Raw genomic sequence first — 20713 nt, forward strand, 5'->3', positions numbered from 1 at the left:
CAAGCTGGAGTCAGCGCCATGGCTTTCTTGATGCTGCCCATCATCACAGTGCTTTTTTTCCTGGGTGTCGGAGTCCAGGCCTGGCAGCTCGCGCAGGCTGTGCCCGGCGCGGGCGTGCCGGGCCGCATGGAAGCCGCGGCCAACGTGTCGGCACAACAGGCGCTGGTCTTCGGTGCGGCTTGCGTGGCAACAGCTAGCGCGACGCCGGGCCTGATTAGCGTAAGCATTTCACCAGCACTGCCAGCTGGCGTCTCGACGCCGGCTGGCGCGGTATGCATGGCTGCTGCTCGCGCTGGCGGCGGCCGCGACATCTACGGCTATATGCCGGTGGCACCCGGCGCGGCGGGATTCTTGATCCAAAACACCCAGGGCAATGCGGCGTGGTTTCGGGTCAGCAGGCAGGGCACGGCTGTGAACATGATGACCGGCGTGACCTACGCCGTGCCAACCATGATTCCCGTTGGCGCGCTGATTGATTGGGTGCAAACGACTACCTGAGGAATTGATTCATGGACGCCCTATTGGGATACATCGTCGCGCTGGTGCTGTCGATGCTAAGTCTTGCCGGCTTCACGACATGGGCCAAGGTCGGTGTCACTAACGTGCAAACTGCGGCCGTGGCGAGCCAGATGCTCGTCTTCAACAAAGCTGCGCAGCAGTACGTGCAGGACAACGCCGCTACGCTCGTGGCTCAGGCTACAGCTACTACGCCGGTGTCGGTGACCACGGCCACGTTGATCAATTCAACCCCCTCATATCTGCCTGCGGGATTTTCGTCGACCAATGCCTTCGGTCAAACCTGGCTACTACAGGTGCTGCAGCCGTCTGCGAACACGCTGCAATCCCTTGTGACCACACAGGGCGGCCGGGCGGTCACCGACGTCAAGCAGCTGGTGCAGATCGCGGCGCAGGCTGGAGCGCAAGGTGGTTTCGTGCCTTACACCGGGCAATTGGGCGACGCCACCATGACACCTAACAATGCCTATGGCGCGTTCGGCGGCTGGCGTGTGTCGCTCACCGGTTACACGAACCCTGGAAGCGGCCACCTGGCTTCGCTGTTGGCGTTTGGCGGCGCACAGGTCAACAACAACTATCTGTACCGGGTACAGGTTCCTGGACACCCGGAACTCAACCAGATGCAGACAGCGCTCGACATGACGGGCAACGACATCAACAACATCGGCAATGCGAACGCCACACAGGCGCATCTGACCGGTACTGGCGCCCCAAACACGGCATGCGCAAGCGCCGGTGCTATTCGCACCAGCGCGACGGGAACCGGCCTAGTGATCTGCAGCGCCAGCACCGGCGTCTGGGAGCCGATTGGCACCGCAGTAGCTAACGTCACCAATGGCATGCCCTGCAACAACAACGGTCAGATCGCCACAGATGCAACCAATGCCGGTTATATCTGTAAAAACAATCAATATGTGGCGATCAACAATGCGATGGGCAGATTCGCGATCAATCGCCAGTTCACAAATGTTACTGACGGTATGACCTTCGCCAAAGATAGTTGTCCCGGCGGCACGCCTTGGGCCATGTATACGCCGGGGACATTCCTTGTGAACGATACCGGCTATGTGAATCCGCCAATTGAAGGAAACCTTTTCACCGCTATCGACCAAGGCGCGGTCTGGTATGCGCAGGCATCGGCCCGCTCGTCGTCGACCTGGTACAGCGGGAACGACACCGGAAATCTTGGTGGCCAGCTCGTGGGTACGCTGACAACGGGCTGTCAGTATTGACCGAACGTGTGAGGAGAAGAGAAATGTGCAAGAAGCAAGTGGCCTTGACGGTGTTGTCCTGCGCTGCGATCTGCGCCGCGTTATTCGGTGAGGCTCAAGCGCAGCTGGTTAAATTGCCAGCCGTACCGTTCACAGTCGCGGATTGTCATCCGGGCGATCATTGGGGATCGTCGCCAAGTCATGGCGGCTTGCTGCGATGTCTGACAAACAATCCGCCGCCCGCGCCTACGTGCCCGGCGGGCAGCACCCAAACATCAGCTCCTGTGTGGAACGGGGAAGCATGGAGCCAGCCGGTGTGCGCGGTAATTCCGCCGCCTGCTCCACCGTCACCGCCGCCAGGTCACGTGGTTGTGGCAACGGCCACCACCAACAGCTGCGGAACCCTTGGGGCCTTCAATACATATGCTGACGGGACGTATGACGCAAGCAATCCCGATTGGAGCCAGTCTTTCTCTGGTACTTGGGATCAGATGTTCAGCAATGGAGCGGCATATATGAACCAGAACTACGCTCGTTACTATCAGCCGATGTACATCCCCCAGCCTTCGGACCCGAATACCGCGACCCAATACTTGTCGCGTGTCTTCTTTGTCAACAACCCGTGGGCATGTGGTGGTGGCGTGGGCTAAGTTAACCAGACCCGCCAGTTACCTCATTTCTTCGCCTTGGCCCGTGCCTGAAGAATTTCCAAGATGAGGCGTGGGACCGAAACAGTCTCGCCACGCTTCACAGATTCCTGTGAAGCTTCGCGCAGCAAGTCCTGGTGGAGTTTCTGCGGTAGGCGAACCAATACCCCTTTTTTGTCTTCAGTCATGATTGTCCTGATCAAATTTGAGAGCGAATATATTTCGCTGATAGCAAGATAGCATGCTACGATGATATCATGAACACCCAGAGAGGTCGCCTCTCGCCAAAGCTCAACTGGAGAAGAAGAATGCGAAACACCAGCCAAACAATCTGCATCACCAAGTCGCTTGCCTCGCTCTCCCTCGTTGCCGCACTCGCAGCGTGCGGTGGTGGCGGTGGAGACAGTAGCACTTCCTCGTCGACAAGCGGATCTTCAAGTTCGTCAGGAGGATCGACGTCGCAAACCGTAACTGGCACGCTATCAACGCCTCAATACACGAGCGGCAGCGCGCAAATCACGGCCTTCAATCTGCTCAATCAATACCGTGCCCAGTGCGGCATTCCCGCGCTGCAGGAGAACACCGTACTGGATCAGGCAGCACAGAGCCATGCAAAGTACATGGGCCTCAACAGCGCCATATCGGATAGCGAAACATCGGGAAGCACTGGATTTACCGGTGCGTCTTATCAAGATCGAGCGGTGGCCGCAGGATTGCCGACTTCCACGTTTAGCACAGGTGTGAGCGGAGGTGCTTCGATCACAACTAACGGCTTTACGGCTGCTCAAGCAGGGCAGATGTTTGTCAATTCCCTGCTGGCGGGGGTGTACCACGCTGCAATCGTTGCTTACCCTTCCAATACGATGGGGATTGGGGAATACGAAACGCAATCTACCAGCAGTGGTCTGGCTTGGACGAATGCGTGGGAAAGCATCAGCGTGCTGGTCAGCCAGTCTTCGATTTTTAGCAACACGCCGCTTACGTTCCCCTGCCAAGGGGTTACCGGTGTGCCGTATAAATCGACAAGCGAGAGCCCCACTCCGCCGAACGTCTCGAACTCGGGCTGGGGCACGCCGGTTGTCGTGATGGGCAACACGTCCGACACGATCATCCTGCAGAACGCATCCATGACTGGCCCGTCAGGCAGCGTTGCACTTCAGATCCTGAATTCGACAACTGACCCGAACAAAGCTCTTGGTGCATATCAGGCCGTCGCCTACCCGACGTCGCCGCTGCTGCCGAATACGCAGTATTCGGTCACTCTGACCGGCACCGTCAACGGCACGGCGTTCTCGCGTAACTTTACGTTCACGACCGGCAATGTCGTGGGTTAAAGCGCAAACGTCTTCCTGAAAAGAACCCTTCTGCTCAACAGATCACGCCCATGAAAAACGGCCCATAGTCATCTGAACGAATCGCTCGCCAAGGTGTTTGCACCACCGAAGCGCGCGTTACCGCAAAAGCCCCAGTTTCCCAACAGAGGAATGAACCATGGCACTCGCCTTTTCAGCCAAAGCGGGCGCGAATATTCGCGCCGCCTTCCATCATCTCCGTATGCGCGTGCAACGTTGCGCGCTGCGGCTGTCACAGCCTCACGCCAACGTGCGCGCGCTCACGAGCAGTGGCGTTGCCATTCCAGCCTCGCGCGGTGTCGTGTCTCGGGCGATTTTCTGTCTGCCCTCTCTGCCTGCGAGCCAGCTTACCCAGCGGATTTGCCGTTTCTGACTGTCCGTGATTTTCCGGGAGAAGTTGGCATGCACCTGACTGTTCTTGAACGGCAGGCGCTCACAGATGCCGCAGCTGAGGGCTTCGACGAAATCGAAGCAACGCTGCAGCGCCTGCAGATCGTCAATGCCGCGGCATTTCATACGCTGAGCACCTTGGCGACGCGCGTGTTCTTCGACCAGCCTGTTCGCAACGAACCGTGCCTGGCGTATGTACGCGCGCACCAGCCCAAAGGCGATTGATTCCCAACCCGCACTAGCACCAGGAGGACCTACAGCATGGCATCCGTCAACAAAGTCATCATCGTCGGCAATCTCGGCGCCGATCCCGAAACGCGCTACATGCCCAGCGGTGATGCCGTCACCAACATCCGCGTGGCGACCACCGACCGCTACAAGGACAAGGCCAGCGGCGAGATGAAGGAAACCACCGAGTGGCACCGCATCGCCTTCTTCGGTCGACTGGCCGAGATCGCCGGCGAATACCTGAAGAAGGGCTCGCAGGTCTACATCGAAGGCCGCCTCAAGACTCGCCAGTGGGAGAAGGACGGCCAGAAGCAATACAGCACCGAAATCGTCGCAGACCAACTGCAGATGCTTGGCAAGGCGCCCGGCGATCGTGGCACGGCAGGCGCTAACGATTTCGAGAGCGAAGACGAGATTCCGCTGTGATTCATCCACGGAGCCCGTCGATGAACTCGCGCGCCATCTTTCCTGACAGTCTCGCCCAGTTCTGTGCGGCCCGCGCCGGAGAGAAATACCGGCCGCACAACGGCGTCGAAGGAGAGCTTTTCATCGACGCCTGGTGCCGCAACTGCGTGCGAGCTACGCACGCCGGGATGGAACCTCTCGAATTTGATGCGAGCGCCTGCCTCATCGTCGGGGCCACCTTTGCATACACCATCGAGGACGCGCAGTACCCCAAGGAATGGCAGTACGCCCAGGACGGGCAGCCCTGCTGCACGGCATTTGTCCGCGTCGGCGAAGCCATTCCCGCGCATCGCTGTGAGCGGACCCGTGACCTTTTCGATCGGGATGCGTCATGAAGGGCTCTGCATTCCTGCTCGTCATGGCGCTATTGCCGGCGCTGGCCTTTGCCGACTGTATTGACGAAGCCGCCAGGTTCCACCAGGTCGATGCGCGCTTGGTGCGCGCCATCGCCCAGGTGGAGTCGCGGATGCACGCGGACGCCGTTGGCGCCAACAGCGATGGCAGTACCGACATCGGTCTCATGCAGATCAACTCAAGCTGGCTACCCAGCCTGGCGCGCTATGGCATCACCCGGGCGCATCTGTTTGATGCTTGTGTCAACGCCTACGTAGGAAGTTGGATTCTGTCTCGCAATATCCAGCAGCTCGGCCTCACGTGGGATGCCGTCGGGGCCTACAACGCCAAGAGCCCGGCAAAGCGTCTCGCCTACGCGCGAAAGGTCTATCAGGCGTTGGCGACGGCCAGCTCTACGCCGAGCCGCGCAATTGCCAACCCAGTAGCCTCAGTACGGCCTGTGGAGGCGCCGCGTGCTGCTGCGCGCCGCCTGCAGACGAACACGTCATCGGACATCACCATCGTCTCCTGGGAGCCACCCAATGAATGACCAGCAGACACGTGGTTTCGCGTTCGAGGTCCTCCATGACTACCTGCGTGATCTGCAGGAAATGATGGCAGACCCGGAAACCAACGAAATCATGATCAACCGCCACGATGTCGTGTACCGCGAGCGGCGCGGTGTGATGGAGCGCATCGAAGGGCTGGCGATCGCGCCTGCCGCGCTCGATACCGCCATCACGGTTCTGACCAATATCAACGACAAGGATCAGGCGCCGCTGCTCGATGCGCGCCTGCCAGGCCTGCGCATCGCAGCCGCCCGATTCCCCGTGTCAATCCACGGCGACATGATGTCGATCCGCAAGCACTCCGTGCGGCGCATCGCCTTGGATGATTACGTGCGCAACGGTGCTTTCGCCGTGTTGCCCGCCTCGCAGAACCGCTTCATCGGCCGGCAGGATCGGACTGTTCTCGACCACGCCGCTGAAGGCGGCGAGGCGTTGATGCGCTGCCTGCAATGGATCATGCGCCAGCGCTACAACATTGTGTTCTCCGGCGGCACCTCATCCGGCAAGACCACCCTGCTCAATGCGTTGCTCGAAGCGATTCCGGAATCCGATCGCATTGTCACCATCGAGGACACCGCCGAACTGAAGATCGCTTTGCCCAACTTCGTGTCGTTCGAAGCGAACCAGAACATCACGATTCGCAATCTCATTAAGTTCGCACTGCGCATTCGGCCCGACCGCATCTTTGTGGGCGAGGTCCGGGGCGCCGAGGCCTTCGACCTGGTGGAAGCACTGAACACCGGGCATGACGGCTCGATTTGCACACTGCACGCCACGAGCGCGGATGAAGCACCCTACAAGTTGGAGTCGTACATCCGCATGAGCGAGGAAGGCCGCCTGATCGCCACCGAGGATCTCCGCAAAAAGATCGCCTCGACCTTCCGCTTCTTCTTGCATGCCGATCGACAAGGTGATGGCACGCGCGGGCCTGTTGAGCTCCGCGAAGTGCTGGGCGTTGAGGACGGCCGCTACAAGACACGCCTTTTGTTTTCCCGTTTCGCCTAATCAACCAGGAGTCTGTAATGAACGTTCTGTCCCAACTGCACCGCATCACCAACCTCGTTACGCAGGGCTATCTCACCACGCACTCGCGCCTTGCGGACACGAAGCAAGCGATTCACGCGCAGGTGGATCGTCACCGCAGCTTGATCCGCAGCGTGCTGTTGGCGCTCTGGATCGAAGCCATCCCCGGCCTCGCGCGTGCTGGCATCTGGAACGGGGGCCTGTGCAACATCTACCAGCAGGTGCTTGACAACGAACTGATCATGATCGTGTCCCTCGCTGCATTTGCCGGGGCGTTCATCTTGTGGCTGCTCGATGACGGCCACAGCAAGATCAAGCAGAACATCCTGCGCGGGTTCGTCGGCACCATGGCGCTGATCAACATGCCGGTGCTGTGGTCGCAGCTCTTTAACAAGGGCGTGGCCTGCACCGCCTGACGATCATGACGACCGCGATCGAAGCCGGCACGCCGGCGGCGGATACGCCCGCCGACTCCCTGTCCGTGCCCATCCGCAAGACCATGCTCGAAAAGTTCCTGATGGGGGGCATTGACAGGAAGCTCTGCGCCGGCGAGCTCGCCATCCTCATATTCACCGCCGTAGGCCTGCGCAATCCGTGGGTCCTGCTGGCGCTCCCGCCGACGCATCTGATCCTGTGGCTCGCGACGAAACGCGATCCTGACCAATTCAACTGCTATTTGCGCTACAGCAAACAGGGCGACTTCTACGAGCCGCGGCCGATGCTTCGCCAGACACGTAATGCTCGCCCCAAGGGCTTCGCGCGAGGTGAACTGTGCTGAACAACCCTACGCTCTCGCCGTTCGACCGAGAATCGCTCACACAGATCGAGGAACGCCTAGCAGGCCGGAGGCGATCGACCGCTGAGCTCGTGCCGTGGCTATTCAAGTACAGCGATTTCATGATCGCCAACAAGGATTCAGCCTTGATGGTGTCCTTTGAATTCACGGCACCTGATTCCAACAGCATTTCCATGACGGTGATGCGTGAACTTTACGAGCACGTCGCCGCCAGCCTGGGCAACCTGTCGCGCTATCCCATCTCGCTCTGGTGGACGGTCCATCGGCGCTTGGATTCGCGCTATGTCACCCTGCCCATGCCGGACAAGGTTGCGCAGATGGTCGACGACGATCGGCACGCGAATTTCTTGGCCGAAGGCAACTACGTCAACCGGCATTTCGTCACGTTCTCGCTTCTTCCCCAGGTCGGGCTCGACGCATTCGCCTCGCGCGTCATGCATGGCGTTACGCATGACGACCTGTCGATCCCGAGCGCGCTCTGGGAGGCCGTGCGCGCCACGTTTTCCGACCAGTACCAGTTCGCCTACACGCAGTCCGAACTGGAGGCAGCTGTTGAAACCTTTGAATCTATCCTGCACGGCTTCGCTGCCGACAACCCGCACATCAAAATGCGGCGTCTGGCCGGCAAGCGCCTCGGCGGATTTATGCACGCGGTTTGCTCCCCGCCAAGCGATCACATCACTGAACTGGACATCCCGGAAACGCCGGCACTCGACCAGGCGATGTGCGACACGGAAATTACGCCGGGCCACGACTACCTGCACTTCTACTCGAACGGGCGCCAGCGATACGGCATTGCAACGGGGATTCCGGGGAAGCGGGACTACTGGCCAAGCAATGCGTCGCCCAAGACCCTGGACGACCTCCTGAAGATCAAGGGTGAGCTCACCATCAGCCACTGCTTCCGTGTGTCGTCACCCAGCGCAGCAAAGCGTTTCATCGACAGTATCCGCAAGTACCACGAAGGCCAGCGCTTCGATGTGCGCCAGCTGCTCGCGGCGACCCTGCGCGGGACTGATATGGACGCCAAGCCAGGGCGCCAGAACAAAACGCGCCTGAAGGCCGCCGAAGAGGCGAACACACGCGCCGGCAAGGTCGAAATGCTTGAGGAGATCTACGGCTTCTACAACTTCACCGTCATTGCATACTCGCCCGTGTTCGAGGAAACGCCGGCCTCGAAGGGTCTTGCCGGCGAGCAGGCCTACAAGAAAGCCGTGGCGACACACAACGCCGTGGAAGACGTTCTGCGCGCAGCCCAGTTCATACCGGTGCGCGAGACTCTGCACGCCATGTCGGCGTTTGCGACCACCATTCCGGGTATGTGGCGCGAGTGCGCGCGCTGGGCATTTCTCGACACCGAAGCCGTTTCCCGCTTGCTGCCGCTGCGCGGCGTCTCGCGCGGCTCAATGTTCAATGCGCATCTGTCCAAGCAGATGCGCACACGGATTCCGGCGCTGGCGGCGTTTACCACCGAATACGGTACGCCTTTCTGGTTTACCGCCTACCTGATGGACCTTGGCCACATGCTCATCTGTGGCCGCTCGGGCTTCGGCAAGACCATCTTCATGTTGCTGTGCGCGACACTGTTCCGGAAATATCCGAACGCGCGGCTGATCGGCTTCGACATGAATTTGTCGATGCGCATTCCGACTGTCCTGCAGGGTGGGCGCTATCTGCAATTTGCGGCCGATGCCAACACCGTGGCCGAAGAGGAGCGGGCAACCTGCAATCCCTATGTTCTGCTGGGTCATCTCCGCCATCTCAAGTTCCTGGTCGACTGGACCGTGCTGCTGGCCAGCCAGCGAGGCTATCGGCCCACCACGGACGATCGAAAAGCCATCGAGAAGGCGATACGCGCAGCTGCTACGCGCGACCCTCAATTCTGGCGTCTGCGGTTCGTGCACGCCTCCCTGCCCAATGGCCCGCTGAAAAACGAGCTTGACCAGTGGGTGGGCGAGGCGGTCGACGCGCTCTACTTCGATAACGAACAAGACGGTTTCGACGACACGCAGTGGACCTCGATTGCAACGGACAAGGTCCTCAAGGATCACGCCGTTGCGCGCCCGTTCCTCTCCTACGCGACCTACCGTATTCAGGACGAAATCGAGCAACGCCGGTTGCGCGGGGTCATCGCGCCAACCGTCGTCATGCTCCCGGAAATCTGGTCGCTGCTCGATGACAACCAGTTCGCCAAGCAGATCGGTGAATGGATCGTGACCATGCGCAAGCTGCTCGGTTGCGTTTGGATGGACGCACAGACCCCCGAACAAGTCGCCAACTCACCGATTTGGCCCGCCATCCGCGACAACGTTCTGATCCGCGTCTTCGTGCCCGTCAAGGATTTCAAGCCGGATACCAAGAAGGCTTACGAGGAAAAGTTTGGTCTCACGCAGACCCAGCAGGACGCGATCAAGAAGCTCAAAGCCAAGCGCGACTACTTCATTACCGAGGACGGCGGGATCTCCCGCAGCGTCTCAGTTCCCCTGCCTCCGCGCACGGAGGCCATCCTGCGCTCCGAACTGCAGGCGCAGATCCTCTTCGATCGGCATATGCGTTCCGGGGAGCCGGACTGGAAGGAGCGCTACATCGAGGAGGCCACTGCACAGATCGAAGCCGACAAACTCAACCTAGACGACGAGGACCGCCATGCATAAGACCTTCATTCGCAATGACATCGAGGTGCGCGTATTTGCTGCCCCCAAGGCACTCGAACCCGAAACCCGGAAGCAGTACGAAGAACTCAGCTTGACCTCCGCTGAGGTGAATGCAGTCAAGGCCTCGCGTATTGCCCGCACGGCGAAGCGCGCGGCCGCAGCGCTCGCGCTCTGCACGTCAGCTTCAGCATTCGCCGGCAGCGTGGCTGGCTTCGGCGGCGCGACCGAGATTACGCAGTTGCTCAACAACGCCGAACTGGTGTCCTCGGTTGCCCAGCAAGCCCAGATGGTCGAGCAGAACATCCAGGCGCAAATCACCCGGCTGCAAAACCTCGCCCAGGTGCCGGGCGAGCTCATCAACGAGACCATCGCGCCCTACACCCAGCAGCTCGACAACTTCCGGTCCCTCTACTCGGCCGTGACGGACCTGCAACAAGCGGCCCAGTCCACCAGCCAGTTGTTCAGCAATGCCATGTCGGACATGAGCTCGGCCAACTTGAAGCCGTCGCAGTGGCTGTCGGCGCTGTCGTCACTCGCGAAATCGCAAGGCGGCGTGTACCGGGCACAACTCAACCAGGACTTGAATGCCATCAGCTCGCTGGCCAAACGTGCTCAGAACCTGCAAAGCATCCAATCCAAGATCCCAGGCGTCACCGGCAACGTTCAGGGGCTGCAGATGCTGAATCAGCAAACCAACGTCCTGGCCGGCGAAATGATCGATCTGCATGCCCTCATGCAGCGACAAGTCGCCATGCAGATGCAAGACAAGGCGGACCAGTCGCAGAACCGCGACAACGTGGCACAGCTGCTCAAAGCTCGCTCGGCACAGGCTGCGGACATCAATACGAAGGAACAAACCATGATCCAGAACGCCCCGGCATTCCAACTGCCGCGCGATCAATAACCCCTTCTGACTCTCATAAAGAACACGACTTCACCATGCTGATACGGTGGCTCATCCTCCAACTCTGTCGATCACGTGCCGAATTGCGGTGCGTGATCCGCGTCGTGCGCGCGTACCTGGCAGCGCAGCACGCGACCGCCCAGGAGCGGACGCCACCGTTGCGTTTCTCCAATCTGTTTCAACGTGGCGCGCTGCAGCCTCGCCACCGCGTCAAGGACGCGCGTGTGCGCCGCTCAGCGCGCCTGTCGATGGTCTACGCCATTCTCGTTGTGCAAGCGGAATCGCCTCAGATCCTGGCCGCCGCCATCGTCGCCGTGCCGGCCGCGCTGGTGATGGGAACCCTCTACGCAACCGGAGTCCTGGATTAACGCTATGGATGACATCCTCAGCACAATCAACCAACTGTTCGCCGCCGTACAAAGTGCGGGCTCATCTCTCGAAAACCTCTTTGTTTCTGACGGCATCGACTTGCTTGCGGCGCTTGGATTGATCGTCGCGACCTGGCACACCTTGCTGTGGCTGCTCGATGGTGATTTTCCGAACTACTTCTCGATGATGTTGCGCCACGTCGTCAAGGTCGCGGTACTCCTCCTGATCCTCACCACCTGGTCAGGCACGGTGCACAGCTACTTCGTGAGCAACATGCAAACCATGGCCGATCGCGTCGCCGGTGGCAGTGCCGACTCGAATACGCTCGCCAACACCCTGGTCGGCGCCATCCAGACGGTCATGTCCGGCACGCGCACCCAATCGCACACAGTCTGTACCGATGTCCCGGATTACACGCTGGACGGCGGCATTCCTACTGGCACCAGCCACCAGGATTGTCATGACGTCAACGACAACGCATTGGACAACACCAGTTTCTGGACAGCCTTCAAAACGTTGCCAGTTGTGCTGCTCACGCTTCTCGCAAAGGCCATCGCTCTGATCGCCATGGTGCTCTGCGTGCTGATCTTCGTTGTGGTCGTGCAAATGGGCTCGATCCTGCTTCACATCGCCTTTTGCCTTGGTCCCATTCTTGTGCCCTGGTTCGTCTTCCCGCCAACGGAATTTCTCTTCGAGAACTGGTTGAGAGCCGTCATTGGCGCAGGCCTCTACAAGGTCATCGCCTGGATCATGATGGGCCTCGTCATGAAGGGCGTTGTGCCTGGCTTCAATGCCTTGCTGCAGAAGGTCGCCGCGACCAACGGCGTCGGCAGCGAGATCTACTACAACACGGCCTATCTGGCCCTGATCGCCCTCGCCCTCGTCGCCTCGATCGGCGCGTTCTTGATGTGGCAGGTCCCGGCAATCGCCAGCACGTACGCCGGCGGCGGCGGAGCTTCGCTCAAGGGCTTTGGCAAAGGCGCTATTTCGAAGATGGCACAAGGTAACGGAGCATCCTGATGAAACTTTTCTCCTCCAGATCCACCCCTGAAATGCAAATTACTCCGCCGCCCGGAACTGGCCAGGGCGTCCGTGGATGGTTTGCTGCGTTTCAGAAACCAATTCTCGACAAGCACCTGGCAACGAAAGTCGCCATTGTGTTCGCGGCTATCTCCATCGGGCAGACCGTCGCGATCGTCAGAATTAGCGATAACTCTGGCCCGAAGCCCTATTTCGTCGAACGCGACAAGCAAAGCGGTGCCGTCTACTACAGCGAGAAATACGCCGAGGCGTTCACCCCGACCGCCGACAACAACGCCTATTTCCTGCGCAAGTGGGCTACCCGCGTATTCACGATCAACCTGGATGCGCAAGACACCCTGAAGCGACAGATCCCGCTTGCACGCACGTGGACCTCCGGTGCCGCAACCAAGGAGCTCGACACCTACATCACTGAAACCGATCCGGTGGCCCAGCGCGTCGTCAACACGCCCGGGCTGACCCGTCAGTTCGAAGACAACTCCATATCGTTCTCGGCCGACGGCAACATCGCCTACATGATCGTCACTCTGACCGAGAGCATTGCCGGCGTTCGCCAGACGCCCAAGCAGAAGCTGCTCACCATCAACTTCCTCACCGCGCCGCAACAACTCAAGCCGGAAGACAGGAAGGACAACCCGATCGGCATGCGCATCACGGGCCTGTCCATTACTCCGTACACCGGCATTACCCCAGGATCGACGAAATGAAGACGCTACCTCGCGCCATTCTCATCATTGCTGCGATGGCAACGCATGCCGCATCGGTCTATGCCGATGTCCCTGCAGCCGCTCCTCGCCCCCAGGGCGAGTTCGGCCGCATGTCGAAGGTTGCGCCGGCAGCTCGCGCGGCGTCGCCCTGCGCCAAGTCTTCTGCTTTCGGCCCCTTTGCTGAGCAGCAAGACCCGACGCTTGCGACCTACGCCTACGACGCGGATTACACATATCCGATTCCGATGCGGCCCAATCAGCAGACGCACCTGGTGCTGGGTGACGACGAGACGTTGGTGTCGTTCACACTCGGCGACCGAAACAAGAAGCTCTGGCCAACGATGCCATCGGTCACCAAGCGCGACCTCTTCATCGTGCCGGCTGCAGCTGGACAGCGCGCGGCCGCGACGATCATCACGTCGAAACGACGCTACGAGCTTCAACTGTGCTCGGGTGACGACGGCCCGGCATATCAACGTGTGAGTTGGCAATACACAGACACGTTGGGCGATGGTGTCGGCGCAAGTCCGACCGTATTCGGTTTCGAAATTCCGGCTACGCCTGGTGTACCAGGTCGCCCAGAAGCGGGAGGCTCGAAAACGGGGAGCCCGCGCATCGACGCGACGCGCATGAACACGAACTACCGCATCGAGGGCAACGCCGAGTTCAAGCCGGTGATGGTGTTCGACGATGGCCGCATGACGTATTACCAACTGCCGCACGACGCCAAGCTGTCGGCCGTGTTCATCCTGGACAAGGATGGCCAGGGTGAAATGGCGCGCGTGATTCCGCTCGGCAACGACATGTACCAGATCCAGGAGGTTGTCACGTACGGCGCGCTGCTCAAGCGAGGCAAGGACGAGGTGCGGATCTTCAATGGCAAGGGGTCAGGCTGTGGTTTCTTCAGCTGCGATACGAAGCCTGTGAAGAACATCGATGGGGGCGCTTGATGGCCACGCCTGACCGCAATGCGGCCCCCATGACCAATGAGCCTGCCCCGCGCGTTCGTGTGCGACGGGGGCTGGCCAAGACGATCTCCATTTTCTTCGGTGCCACGATTCTGTCGATCGTGTTTGTGCGCTATTTCACGCACCCGCGTGAAACGGCCGACCAACGGGCACGGCGCGAACAGCTCGAACAACTGGCGAAGGAACAGCCGGCTTCGGGAGATGCGCTTGCTCAGAAGCTGGAGAATCAATTCACGCGCGCACAAACGGAGCATCCGGCACCCGCGGCGCCGGCGGCGCCGAAGACGCCGCCATCCGGCCCTGTGCCGAACGGCATGGTAGGCGGCGCATCCGCGCCGGCCGGCGTGCCGGCGGGTGCGCCTGGTTCCCAGGAAGGGCTGACCCCGGAGCAGCGTCTTGCGCTGCAGCGAGCCTCCCAGGAGACCGACACCATGGCGGTGGTGTCCTATGGCGATCGCGAGCAAGGCGCTGCAGCCAGTGCCGGCACCAATCCGATTTCCGATTACATCGCGTCGCTGCAGCGTCAACAGGCCGACAAACGTACCGCGCCTGGTGAAGCTGGGACACCTGCCATTCAAGCGCAGCTCGCCGCGCTTGCGGCGGCCAACAGCCAGAGCCAGAACACGCCCGGTTCCGCAACGAACGCGCGTCACGTCGCGTGGCAGGGACAGCAGACGAACCAAGGCCAGAGCGCAACGTTGACCCCGCAAGCCGCCGAATCGCCGTTCATGGTTATGCCCGGCACGCCCATCCCGGTTGTGCTCAACCAAGGCGTCAACAGCGACATGCCCGGGCAGTACAGCGCGACCGTCGACCGGGACATCTACGACAGCATCAATGGCTCATGCCGATTGATCGCAAAAGGCACTCGGATCGTCGGGGCGAGCAATAGCGACGTAGCGATCGGACAGGAGCGTATGCAGATGGGCGCCGCGCTCATGATCTTCCGTAACGGCGCATCGATGGTGCTCGATGGGTTGAACGGAGCCGATCCGAACGGTGAAGCCGGCGTGTCAGCCGACGTCAACAATCACTTCTTCAAGATTTTCGGCTCCACGTTCCTGATTGCCGGCATCGCTCAATACATCGGCCGCAATCAAAGCCAGCCAACCGGCACGACGCTCAATATCAATGGCGGCGGCGGTGCCACCGGCTTGACCTCCGCTGCTGGACAGGCGGTTTCGCAGACCACGCAGACGATCCTGCAGCGCAACTCCAACATCCAGCCGACATTGCGGCTCGATCCTGGCCAGAAGCTTGTTTTCATCACCAAAGCGCCTATCCGAATTCCACCTAATACCGTTGCTGGGGAGTGCTACCAATGAAATCCTTTGTTCGCTTCATTTGCGCGCTGATGCTCGCCGCCGTTCTGCCCGCCAGCGCATTCGCGGCTCCGAATGCGTACAACTTCGGCTGGACCACCAGCGGCGCCGACATGGTGAAACCGTTCCAGGTCTTCGACGATGGCCAGTACATCTACGTTCAATTCGATGATCCGGCGCACGTGCCCGCCATCCTCACTGAGACGCCCAACGGCACCGCACTTCTCAGCTGGCGCCGCAGCTATCCATACATCGTCATCAGCTATCAGGCCAATGTGCTGATCTTCCGCGCGGGCAACCAGGAAGCTCGGGCAACGAGGTGGTACGTGGATGGTGTGCCACAGGTGGTGTTGCGCGGCGCTGCCGCGCCGGTCAAGACCACGGGCGCAGCGGCGTCACAAGACCAGTAAGCCAGCATGCAGGCCAAAACGTTGCTCTCAGCTCTCGCCTACGCCGCGGCCGGTGCTGGCATCGCGTTCGCCGCCTGGTATCCCGGCAACTGGGTGATCGTGCTGCTTGCGCTGCCGGTGCTCTGGGCGGCAAGCCCGGGCCGAGTTGCAGCGGGCACGATGTGGGCCGGCTACTACCTGGTGGCCGCTCGTGACATCCCGGTCGTATGCGCCCGGTTTTTCTCGGTCCACGGCGAACTGGGTGCGACGCCGGCACTCGCCGTCGGCGTCGCGTTCTGGATCGCCCAGGCCTGCGTGCTTGCAATGCCATGGATGGTGCTCAAGCCGGCGCCGGCATCGCGTCAACGCGGCCTCTGGTGGCGCGCGGCGTTGGCGCTGCTGGTATCGACCGTGCCACCCATCGGCATCGTCGGCTGGGTCTCGCCGTTGCATGTCGCCAGCGTCTTGCTCCCGGGTGCCGGCATCTACAGCCTGGTGTATGCCGTTCTCGTTTTAGCCGGGCTGGCGTGCTATCCCTTGTGGCTGTTCCCTGTGCGTCGGCCCGCCGCGCTCGGCGCTGCGTTGGTGCTCCTGGTTGCTCCTGTGGCCTCATCCGAGGCGCTTCCACGGCCGCCGGCGGGCTGGGTCGCGGTCAATACGGCAATGGGCCAGCTCGACCAGGCCAGCTATGCAGCCCTCTATGCGCGCTCCGAAGCGTTGCAGCTCGCCGCACGCAAGGCGTTCGACGCCGGCGCGCGCGTGGTCGTCTTGCCGGAAGAAATGACCGGTCTGTGGCGGGACTCTACGCAGTTCTGGTGGGATAGCTCACTTACTCAACTCAAGGACTCAAGGCAAACACTCGTCATGGGTGTTGACCTGCTCGTTTCGGAATCACCCCGCCGCTACGCTGACAGCGCCATCGTGCTCGGCGCTGGCGATGGCCGATTCGACAGCCGCCAGCCGGTGCCGGCAGGCCTGTGGCGGCCCATGGCGCCCCTGAGCGCCGTTCTAGGTGACCTTAGCCAAGACTTCCTCACCATCGATGGCCACCGTGCGGCGTTTTCCATCTGCTACGAAGACTTCCTGTTCTGGCCGCACTGGCGCCTGTTCCTGGTTCGCCCGGATGTGCTGCTCGGCCTTGCCAACAACTGGTTTGACGACGGCCTGGCCGTTGGCGAGATTCAGCGTCAAAGCATTTCTTCTATTGCACGCATTGCCGGCGTTCCGCTTCTGCGCGCCGTCAACGTGCCCAACTCACCCACCCTCAACGCAAAACCATGACTGAAAAGAAAGCTCGCCTCATGCTGCCCGTCGCCAAGCCGGTTCCGCAGCACGCCACGCTCAAGTTGACTATTCCAGCGGGCTTGCATGCCGCGCTGCTGCATTACCAGGATGCCTATCGGGAGATGAACGAAGCCGAACTATCCATGGATGACATCGGCGAATACATCCTGCGTCAGCACCTGCGCCGCGACAAGGCGTTTGCCGCATGGGCCGAAACACGCGGCATCAAGCTCGAAATCTAGGTTTCCTGATGTGACGCACCAGACGACTGATACCGAATGGACAGGCCACAACATGCAGCGGATCACGGTCACGCTTGAAATGCATCCTGATGACTACAGGCGAATGCGAGAGGCGGCACAAACGGCGCAGATTCCAGAACCGGAATTCTGCGCGCTGGCCATCCACAAGGGTGTCAAGGTGCTTATGAACTGCCAGGCGGACGTGAGCGCGCTGCTCCATCCACTCAACGCCGGAGCCATGAAATGACGCCGCGCCGCCTACCCTCGTTTGTGCCCGGCCTGGTGCTGGCCAGCACTGTTGCACTGTCTCCGATCGGCAGCTATGCAGAAGGCGTCTCGCTGCAGAACACCGGCACCGTCACCGTCTATTTCTCGCCGGCCGGCGGTGCCGCCGACGCGATCGCGCGGTCCATCGAGGCGGCCCACACGCGCGTGTGGCTTGCCGGCTACGAGTTCACGCACCCACGCATCGCCCGCGCGCTTGCGCAAGCTGCAGATCCGCGCCGGCATGTCGACGTGCGCGTGGTGCTTGACCAGGAGAACGTTCGTTCGTCCTACAGCGTGGCAACCTACCTGGTGCACGCCGGCGTGCACGTGCGGATCGACTGGACGCATCCTCGCATGCACCAGAAGACCGTCGTTATCGACGACAACATCGTGGGCCTGGGCAGCATGAATTTCACGCGCGCCGGCGACGAGAGGAATTCCGAAAATTGGAATGTGTTTCGCGGCAACCCTCAGCTCGCGCAGCTCTATGCGCAGGCATTCCTGCAGCTGCACGCGCAATCAATGCCGTATTCAGATCGTTGAAGGCAACGACATGCTTCTTCTATTTCTCATTGGCGCAACCCTTCTCGCGTTTGTCGCGTGGCTTATGACGACAGGTCGTACTGAGAGAATCCTTCGACTTATCGTAGGAGCAGCCTTCGTAGCAGTAATGGCAACCGTTGCGTGGCCTGTGCTGAAGGATTACAACGCGAACCTTGTCTGCGAACATCCTTGGGCGGATTTTTCGAGTATTCAAATCAAGGCGTTCCTTGAGTCTCGCTATGTCAATGATCCGATATGCGCCATCGCAAAGGAACGCATTTCTAATGCATTGAAACGTCAAGGGGCGATATGACTACGTACACCATCTCGCAGATCGAGCAAGCCATCAACTACTGGCGTGCAGCAGAGCCTGGCGGTGAGTTCGCCTTGAACGCGCAAGCCCGGGCCCTCGCCTGCATCTACGGCCTGATGATCTATGACGGCCGCGCGCACGTCGCGCTGGCGGATCTCACCGTTGGCCAGGTGGAAGCGCTGACCGCTGCGCTGGGCACGCAGTGATTCTCAACGGCAGCGACTCAAGAATGAGCCGGCCTGGCCGGCAAAGGAGACGGATGATGACAACCGGCAACACCACAAAAATCTTTATCAAAGCAAAAGACGCTACAGATGAAGTGCTGGCCGAGATCACGTTGAAGGATGGTCCGCACATGAATGCGCACGGGGATCTCGACTGCACGCGGTACTCGCTTCAGACGGCATTTGCGGAAATCTTCGGCCGAGAGGTGCGGGTCGTGGCCGATTCCGATATTCCGCTTACCGACAATCCAGGTATGGTGTTCCTGCCGTAAGCGCTGGTGAAATTTCGGGTTTCCCATGGAAACAATTGACGACGATGTTTCAGGGCGTCCGCCAGCAGGCGGGCGAGTGGCGGCAGCAGCTGACACGCCCCCCATCAACGCCGGCCTGCAGGCCGGCGTTGATGGGTCTGGCGTCATCGTCGCCAACGATCGTGACCGGCGATCCCTCGCCTGGTTGCGCGAACAGGTCGGCGACGCTGCCATCGAGGCCGCCGTCGCGCAGCTCGCTGGCCAACGCCGGCCCTACGTGTCCAACGTGGCCAAAGCACTCGGCATCGCGATCCCGAGCGACCTTGCGCTGACCAGCGCAGACACCGCCCGGGCCCGCATCGCGGCGTTGCGCTCGCTCATCAAGAAGAAGTGACCACGCAGGCTTGCGCCGGCGCGCCGGCGGCAAGAAAAAAGCGAGAGGGGTGAACCCTCTCGCTTTGGTGCTGCGTTGGCTATAGGAGCCGATTCCCGTGTGTCTCACGGCGTTTCTTTTTGCGTCCAAGCACCGTCGTCGAGCGCCTGTTGTGCCGTCGCTTGTGTGCGGAAATATTCCACAGACTCGCGCGAGCATGGGCCGTCTTCGTCAGCCGTGCCAATGTAATACCCGGCGTTCGACTTGAGAACCCGCAACGGCAGTCGCTTGTTACACCACTGCTTGGCCAGCAAACCATACGTCTGAGTCATGATGGATCTCCAAAGTTGAGTGGAGCCATCCGGGAGCGTCGATCGACGCCCCGCGAATGGCGAAACGTCGATCAATGCCTGGTCATTTTACAACCGGCGTTTTGGAGATGTCACAAGAAAAACGGGGAAGGTTTTCACCCTCCCCGTTCGCGCGGCTAAAAAGCCTTTCCCGCTTGCTGCCTGACGACTTCTCACCATTATTCCCAGCTGGGTTTCATAGTGATTCTGCCGTCCAACCAATAGCACCCCATCAGCTTCAGCTCGTAGCCAGCTCGATGCAAGCGGCTCAGCCGTTGTATCCAGGCCGGCAGTCTGAACCACCAGTGCAACATCAGCGCAGGGTAGGCATCCGAGATCATCCAAAGACGCCCCTGGCAATTGTGCGTTTTCGCATTGCACCAAAGCGATCCCACACACGTGCCTTTTCTGGTGTACAGCGTCATCGACCAAGCTGCGTCTGGATGACTCGGAAGCGCGTCCAGAACAGCCCAGATCGCACCAGCTCCTCTGCCGATCTGTATTGCGCCCTTCATGATCCAGGAGCCATATGCCTCGCTGCTCTCAGGGCGAAAATCAGGCCCTTCAGACAGGCAAGACAGGTTCAGCTCGACTTCAGGGATAAGGTTTGCAGACAACATGATGGCCTCCAATGAAAAAGGCCACTCGGGAGCGTCAATCGACGCCCCGCGAATGGCAGAACGTCGATCAACACCGGGCCATTCTATGCCTGCGATTTTGCGGAGCAAACAGGTATTTTTTTGCTGGTGATGCTGCGTCGTTTTCCGTCTGCAGCCTGGCCGTCAATTGCCACCCTGGGCGTCTCCCTGCGCTTCGCTTCGGGCCGGGCTCTCGTGCTGCGCATCGAGCCAGGCTGTGCCTGTCTCGCCCCGCCAGTGGCGGGCTTCCATCCCTGACGCTTCCGCTGGCCAGCCAGCGGTGCACCCCCTGTTGTGGCGCTCCTTCCAGGAGCGCAGTCCGACGAGCGGCAGCAACGACCGCG

General features: G+C 60.5%; 30 protein-coding genes. 27 read left to right on the forward strand and 3 right to left on the reverse strand.

Annotated features, from left to right (window positions below):
- The first annotated feature begins 18 nt into the window (after positions 1-18).
- Both CFE42_RS23395 and pilV read left to right on the forward strand, forming a co-directional pair.
- The gene (locus tag CFE42_RS23395) at positions 19-498 is read left to right on the forward strand and encodes a hypothetical protein (protein ID WP_009242044.1); all 480 of its coding nucleotides are present in this window, start codon (positions 19-21) and stop codon (positions 496-498) included.
- A gap of 11 nt (positions 499-509) precedes the next feature.
- Positions 510-1748, forward strand: a complete 1239-nt coding sequence (gene pilV, locus CFE42_RS23400; RefSeq protein WP_009242043.1) for a shufflon system plasmid conjugative transfer pilus tip adhesin PilV — start codon at positions 510-512, stop codon at positions 1746-1748.
- A gap of 652 nt (positions 1749-2400) precedes the next feature.
- On the opposite strand, the gene CFE42_RS23405 is transcribed toward pilV, so the two are convergent.
- Positions 2401-2562, reverse strand: coding sequence for a hypothetical protein (locus CFE42_RS23405; RefSeq protein ID WP_004636259.1), 162 nt, complete (start codon positions 2560-2562; stop codon positions 2401-2403).
- A 120-nt stretch (positions 2563-2682) separates the two neighbouring features.
- Here CFE42_RS23405 and CFE42_RS23410 point away from each other — a divergent pair, with 120 nt between their 5' ends.
- The 25 genes from CFE42_RS23410 (at position 2683) to CFE42_RS23530 (ending at position 19402) form a co-directional block, all read left to right on the forward strand.
- On the forward strand, positions 2683-3708 hold the full coding sequence (locus CFE42_RS23410) for a CAP domain-containing protein (RefSeq protein ID WP_009277725.1): 1026 nt from the start codon (positions 2683-2685) through the stop codon (positions 3706-3708).
- A gap of 157 nt (positions 3709-3865) precedes the next feature.
- Entirely contained in the window at positions 3866-4099 is a 234-nt protein-coding gene (locus tag CFE42_RS23415; RefSeq protein ID WP_004636254.1) for a hypothetical protein, read from the forward strand.
- 29 nt (positions 4100-4128) lie between these two features.
- Entirely contained in the window at positions 4129-4341 is a 213-nt protein-coding gene (locus tag CFE42_RS23420) for a hypothetical protein (protein ID WP_009242042.1), read from the forward strand.
- Between the two features lie 36 nt (positions 4342-4377).
- A complete protein-coding gene (ssb, locus tag CFE42_RS23425) occupies positions 4378-4770 on the forward strand; it encodes a single-stranded DNA-binding protein (protein ID WP_009242041.1) in 393 nt (130 codons plus the stop codon).
- 20 nt (positions 4771-4790) lie between these two features.
- Positions 4791-5144: a hypothetical protein gene (locus tag CFE42_RS23430; RefSeq protein WP_004636248.1), complete on the forward strand. Its 354-nt coding sequence runs from the start codon at positions 4791-4793 to the stop codon at positions 5142-5144.
- On the forward strand, positions 5141-5692 hold the full coding sequence (locus tag CFE42_RS23435) for a lytic transglycosylase domain-containing protein (RefSeq protein ID WP_009242040.1): 552 nt from the start codon (positions 5141-5143) through the stop codon (positions 5690-5692). The genes CFE42_RS23430 and CFE42_RS23435 overlap by 4 nt, the downstream gene beginning before the upstream one ends.
- Positions 5685-6716, forward strand: a complete 1032-nt coding sequence (locus CFE42_RS23440; RefSeq protein WP_004636244.1) for an ATPase, T2SS/T4P/T4SS family — start codon at positions 5685-5687, stop codon at positions 6714-6716. Before CFE42_RS23435 ends, CFE42_RS23440 begins: the two co-directional genes overlap by 8 nt.
- 17 nt (positions 6717-6733) lie before the next feature.
- The gene (locus tag CFE42_RS23445; RefSeq protein ID WP_004636242.1) at positions 6734-7150 is read left to right on the forward strand and encodes a hypothetical protein; all 417 of its coding nucleotides are present in this window, start codon (positions 6734-6736) and stop codon (positions 7148-7150) included.
- A 5-nt stretch (positions 7151-7155) separates the two neighbouring features.
- Positions 7156-7512 (forward strand): VirB3 family type IV secretion system protein, encoded by a 357-nt coding sequence (locus CFE42_RS23450; RefSeq protein ID WP_004636240.1) that lies wholly within the window; start codon positions 7156-7158, stop codon positions 7510-7512.
- Positions 7506-10184 carry a VirB4 family type IV secretion system protein gene (locus CFE42_RS23455; RefSeq protein ID WP_009242039.1) on the forward strand — a complete coding sequence of 893 codons (2679 nt, stop codon included), beginning with the start codon at positions 7506-7508 and terminating at the stop codon, positions 10182-10184. The genes CFE42_RS23450 and CFE42_RS23455 overlap by 7 nt, the downstream gene beginning before the upstream one ends.
- Complete coding sequence (locus tag CFE42_RS23460) at positions 10177-11088, forward strand: hypothetical protein (protein WP_004636237.1); 912 nt, start codon at positions 10177-10179, stop codon at positions 11086-11088. Before CFE42_RS23455 ends, CFE42_RS23460 begins: the two co-directional genes overlap by 8 nt.
- Before the next feature lie 35 nt (positions 11089-11123).
- Positions 11124-11456, forward strand: a complete 333-nt coding sequence (locus tag CFE42_RS23465; protein ID WP_009242038.1) for a hypothetical protein — start codon at positions 11124-11126, stop codon at positions 11454-11456.
- A 4-nt stretch (positions 11457-11460) separates the two neighbouring features.
- A complete protein-coding gene (locus tag CFE42_RS23470) occupies positions 11461-12477 on the forward strand; it encodes a type IV secretion system protein (RefSeq protein ID WP_004636233.1) in 1017 nt (338 codons plus the stop codon).
- The gene (locus tag CFE42_RS23475; protein WP_009242037.1) at positions 12477-13205 is read left to right on the forward strand and encodes a VirB8/TrbF family protein; all 729 of its coding nucleotides are present in this window, start codon (positions 12477-12479) and stop codon (positions 13203-13205) included. Before CFE42_RS23470 ends, CFE42_RS23475 begins: the two co-directional genes overlap by 1 nt.
- The gene (locus CFE42_RS23480; RefSeq protein ID WP_009242036.1) at positions 13202-14155 is read left to right on the forward strand and encodes a TrbG/VirB9 family P-type conjugative transfer protein; all 954 of its coding nucleotides are present in this window, start codon (positions 13202-13204) and stop codon (positions 14153-14155) included. The genes CFE42_RS23475 and CFE42_RS23480 overlap by 4 nt, the downstream gene beginning before the upstream one ends.
- Before the next feature lie 449 nt (positions 14156-14604).
- A complete protein-coding gene (locus CFE42_RS23485) occupies positions 14605-15498 on the forward strand; it encodes a TrbI/VirB10 family protein (protein ID WP_287289784.1) in 894 nt (297 codons plus the stop codon).
- Entirely contained in the window at positions 15495-15905 is a 411-nt protein-coding gene (locus CFE42_RS23490) for a TrbG/VirB9 family P-type conjugative transfer protein (RefSeq protein WP_009242034.1), read from the forward strand. Before CFE42_RS23485 ends, CFE42_RS23490 begins: the two co-directional genes overlap by 4 nt.
- 6 nt (positions 15906-15911) lie before the next feature.
- Entirely contained in the window at positions 15912-17165 is a 1254-nt protein-coding gene (locus CFE42_RS23495; RefSeq protein ID WP_009242033.1) for a conjugal transfer protein TraB, read from the forward strand.
- Positions 17162-17410: a DUF2274 domain-containing protein gene (locus CFE42_RS23500; RefSeq protein ID WP_004636222.1), complete on the forward strand. Its 249-nt coding sequence runs from the start codon at positions 17162-17164 to the stop codon at positions 17408-17410. The genes CFE42_RS23495 and CFE42_RS23500 overlap by 4 nt, the downstream gene beginning before the upstream one ends.
- Before the next feature lie 10 nt (positions 17411-17420).
- A complete protein-coding gene (locus tag CFE42_RS23505; protein WP_223293337.1) occupies positions 17421-17657 on the forward strand; it encodes a hypothetical protein in 237 nt (78 codons plus the stop codon).
- Positions 17654-18220 (forward strand): phospholipase D family protein, encoded by a 567-nt coding sequence (locus tag CFE42_RS23510; protein ID WP_009242032.1) that lies wholly within the window; start codon positions 17654-17656, stop codon positions 18218-18220. Before CFE42_RS23505 ends, CFE42_RS23510 begins: the two co-directional genes overlap by 4 nt.
- Positions 18221-18230: 10 nt before the next feature.
- Positions 18231-18533 (forward strand): hypothetical protein, encoded by a 303-nt coding sequence (locus CFE42_RS23515; protein ID WP_041668849.1) that lies wholly within the window; start codon positions 18231-18233, stop codon positions 18531-18533.
- Positions 18530-18739: a DUF3717 domain-containing protein gene (locus tag CFE42_RS23520; protein ID WP_009242031.1), complete on the forward strand. Its 210-nt coding sequence runs from the start codon at positions 18530-18532 to the stop codon at positions 18737-18739. The genes CFE42_RS23515 and CFE42_RS23520 overlap by 4 nt, the downstream gene beginning before the upstream one ends.
- 56 nt (positions 18740-18795) lie before the next feature.
- The gene (locus tag CFE42_RS23525; RefSeq protein ID WP_004636214.1) at positions 18796-19029 is read left to right on the forward strand and encodes a hypothetical protein; all 234 of its coding nucleotides are present in this window, start codon (positions 18796-18798) and stop codon (positions 19027-19029) included.
- A 25-nt stretch (positions 19030-19054) separates the two neighbouring features.
- Positions 19055-19402 (forward strand): hypothetical protein, encoded by a 348-nt coding sequence (locus CFE42_RS23530; RefSeq protein ID WP_009242030.1) that lies wholly within the window; start codon positions 19055-19057, stop codon positions 19400-19402.
- A 104-nt stretch (positions 19403-19506) separates the two neighbouring features.
- Here CFE42_RS23530 and CFE42_RS23535 read toward each other — a convergent pair whose 3' ends face one another.
- Together CFE42_RS23535 and CFE42_RS23540 are read right to left on the reverse strand one after the other, a co-directional pair.
- Complete coding sequence (locus tag CFE42_RS23535) at positions 19507-19713, reverse strand: hypothetical protein (RefSeq protein WP_009242029.1); 207 nt, start codon at positions 19711-19713, stop codon at positions 19507-19509.
- A gap of 197 nt (positions 19714-19910) precedes the next feature.
- A complete protein-coding gene (locus tag CFE42_RS23540; protein WP_004636209.1) occupies positions 19911-20351 on the reverse strand; it encodes a hypothetical protein in 441 nt (146 codons plus the stop codon).
- Positions 20352-20713 lie beyond the last annotated feature (362 nt).

This window comes from Ralstonia sp. PBBBR1 (assembly GCF_002256165.1).
GTDB lineage: Bacteria > Pseudomonadota > Gammaproteobacteria > Burkholderiales > Burkholderiaceae > Ralstonia > Ralstonia thomasii.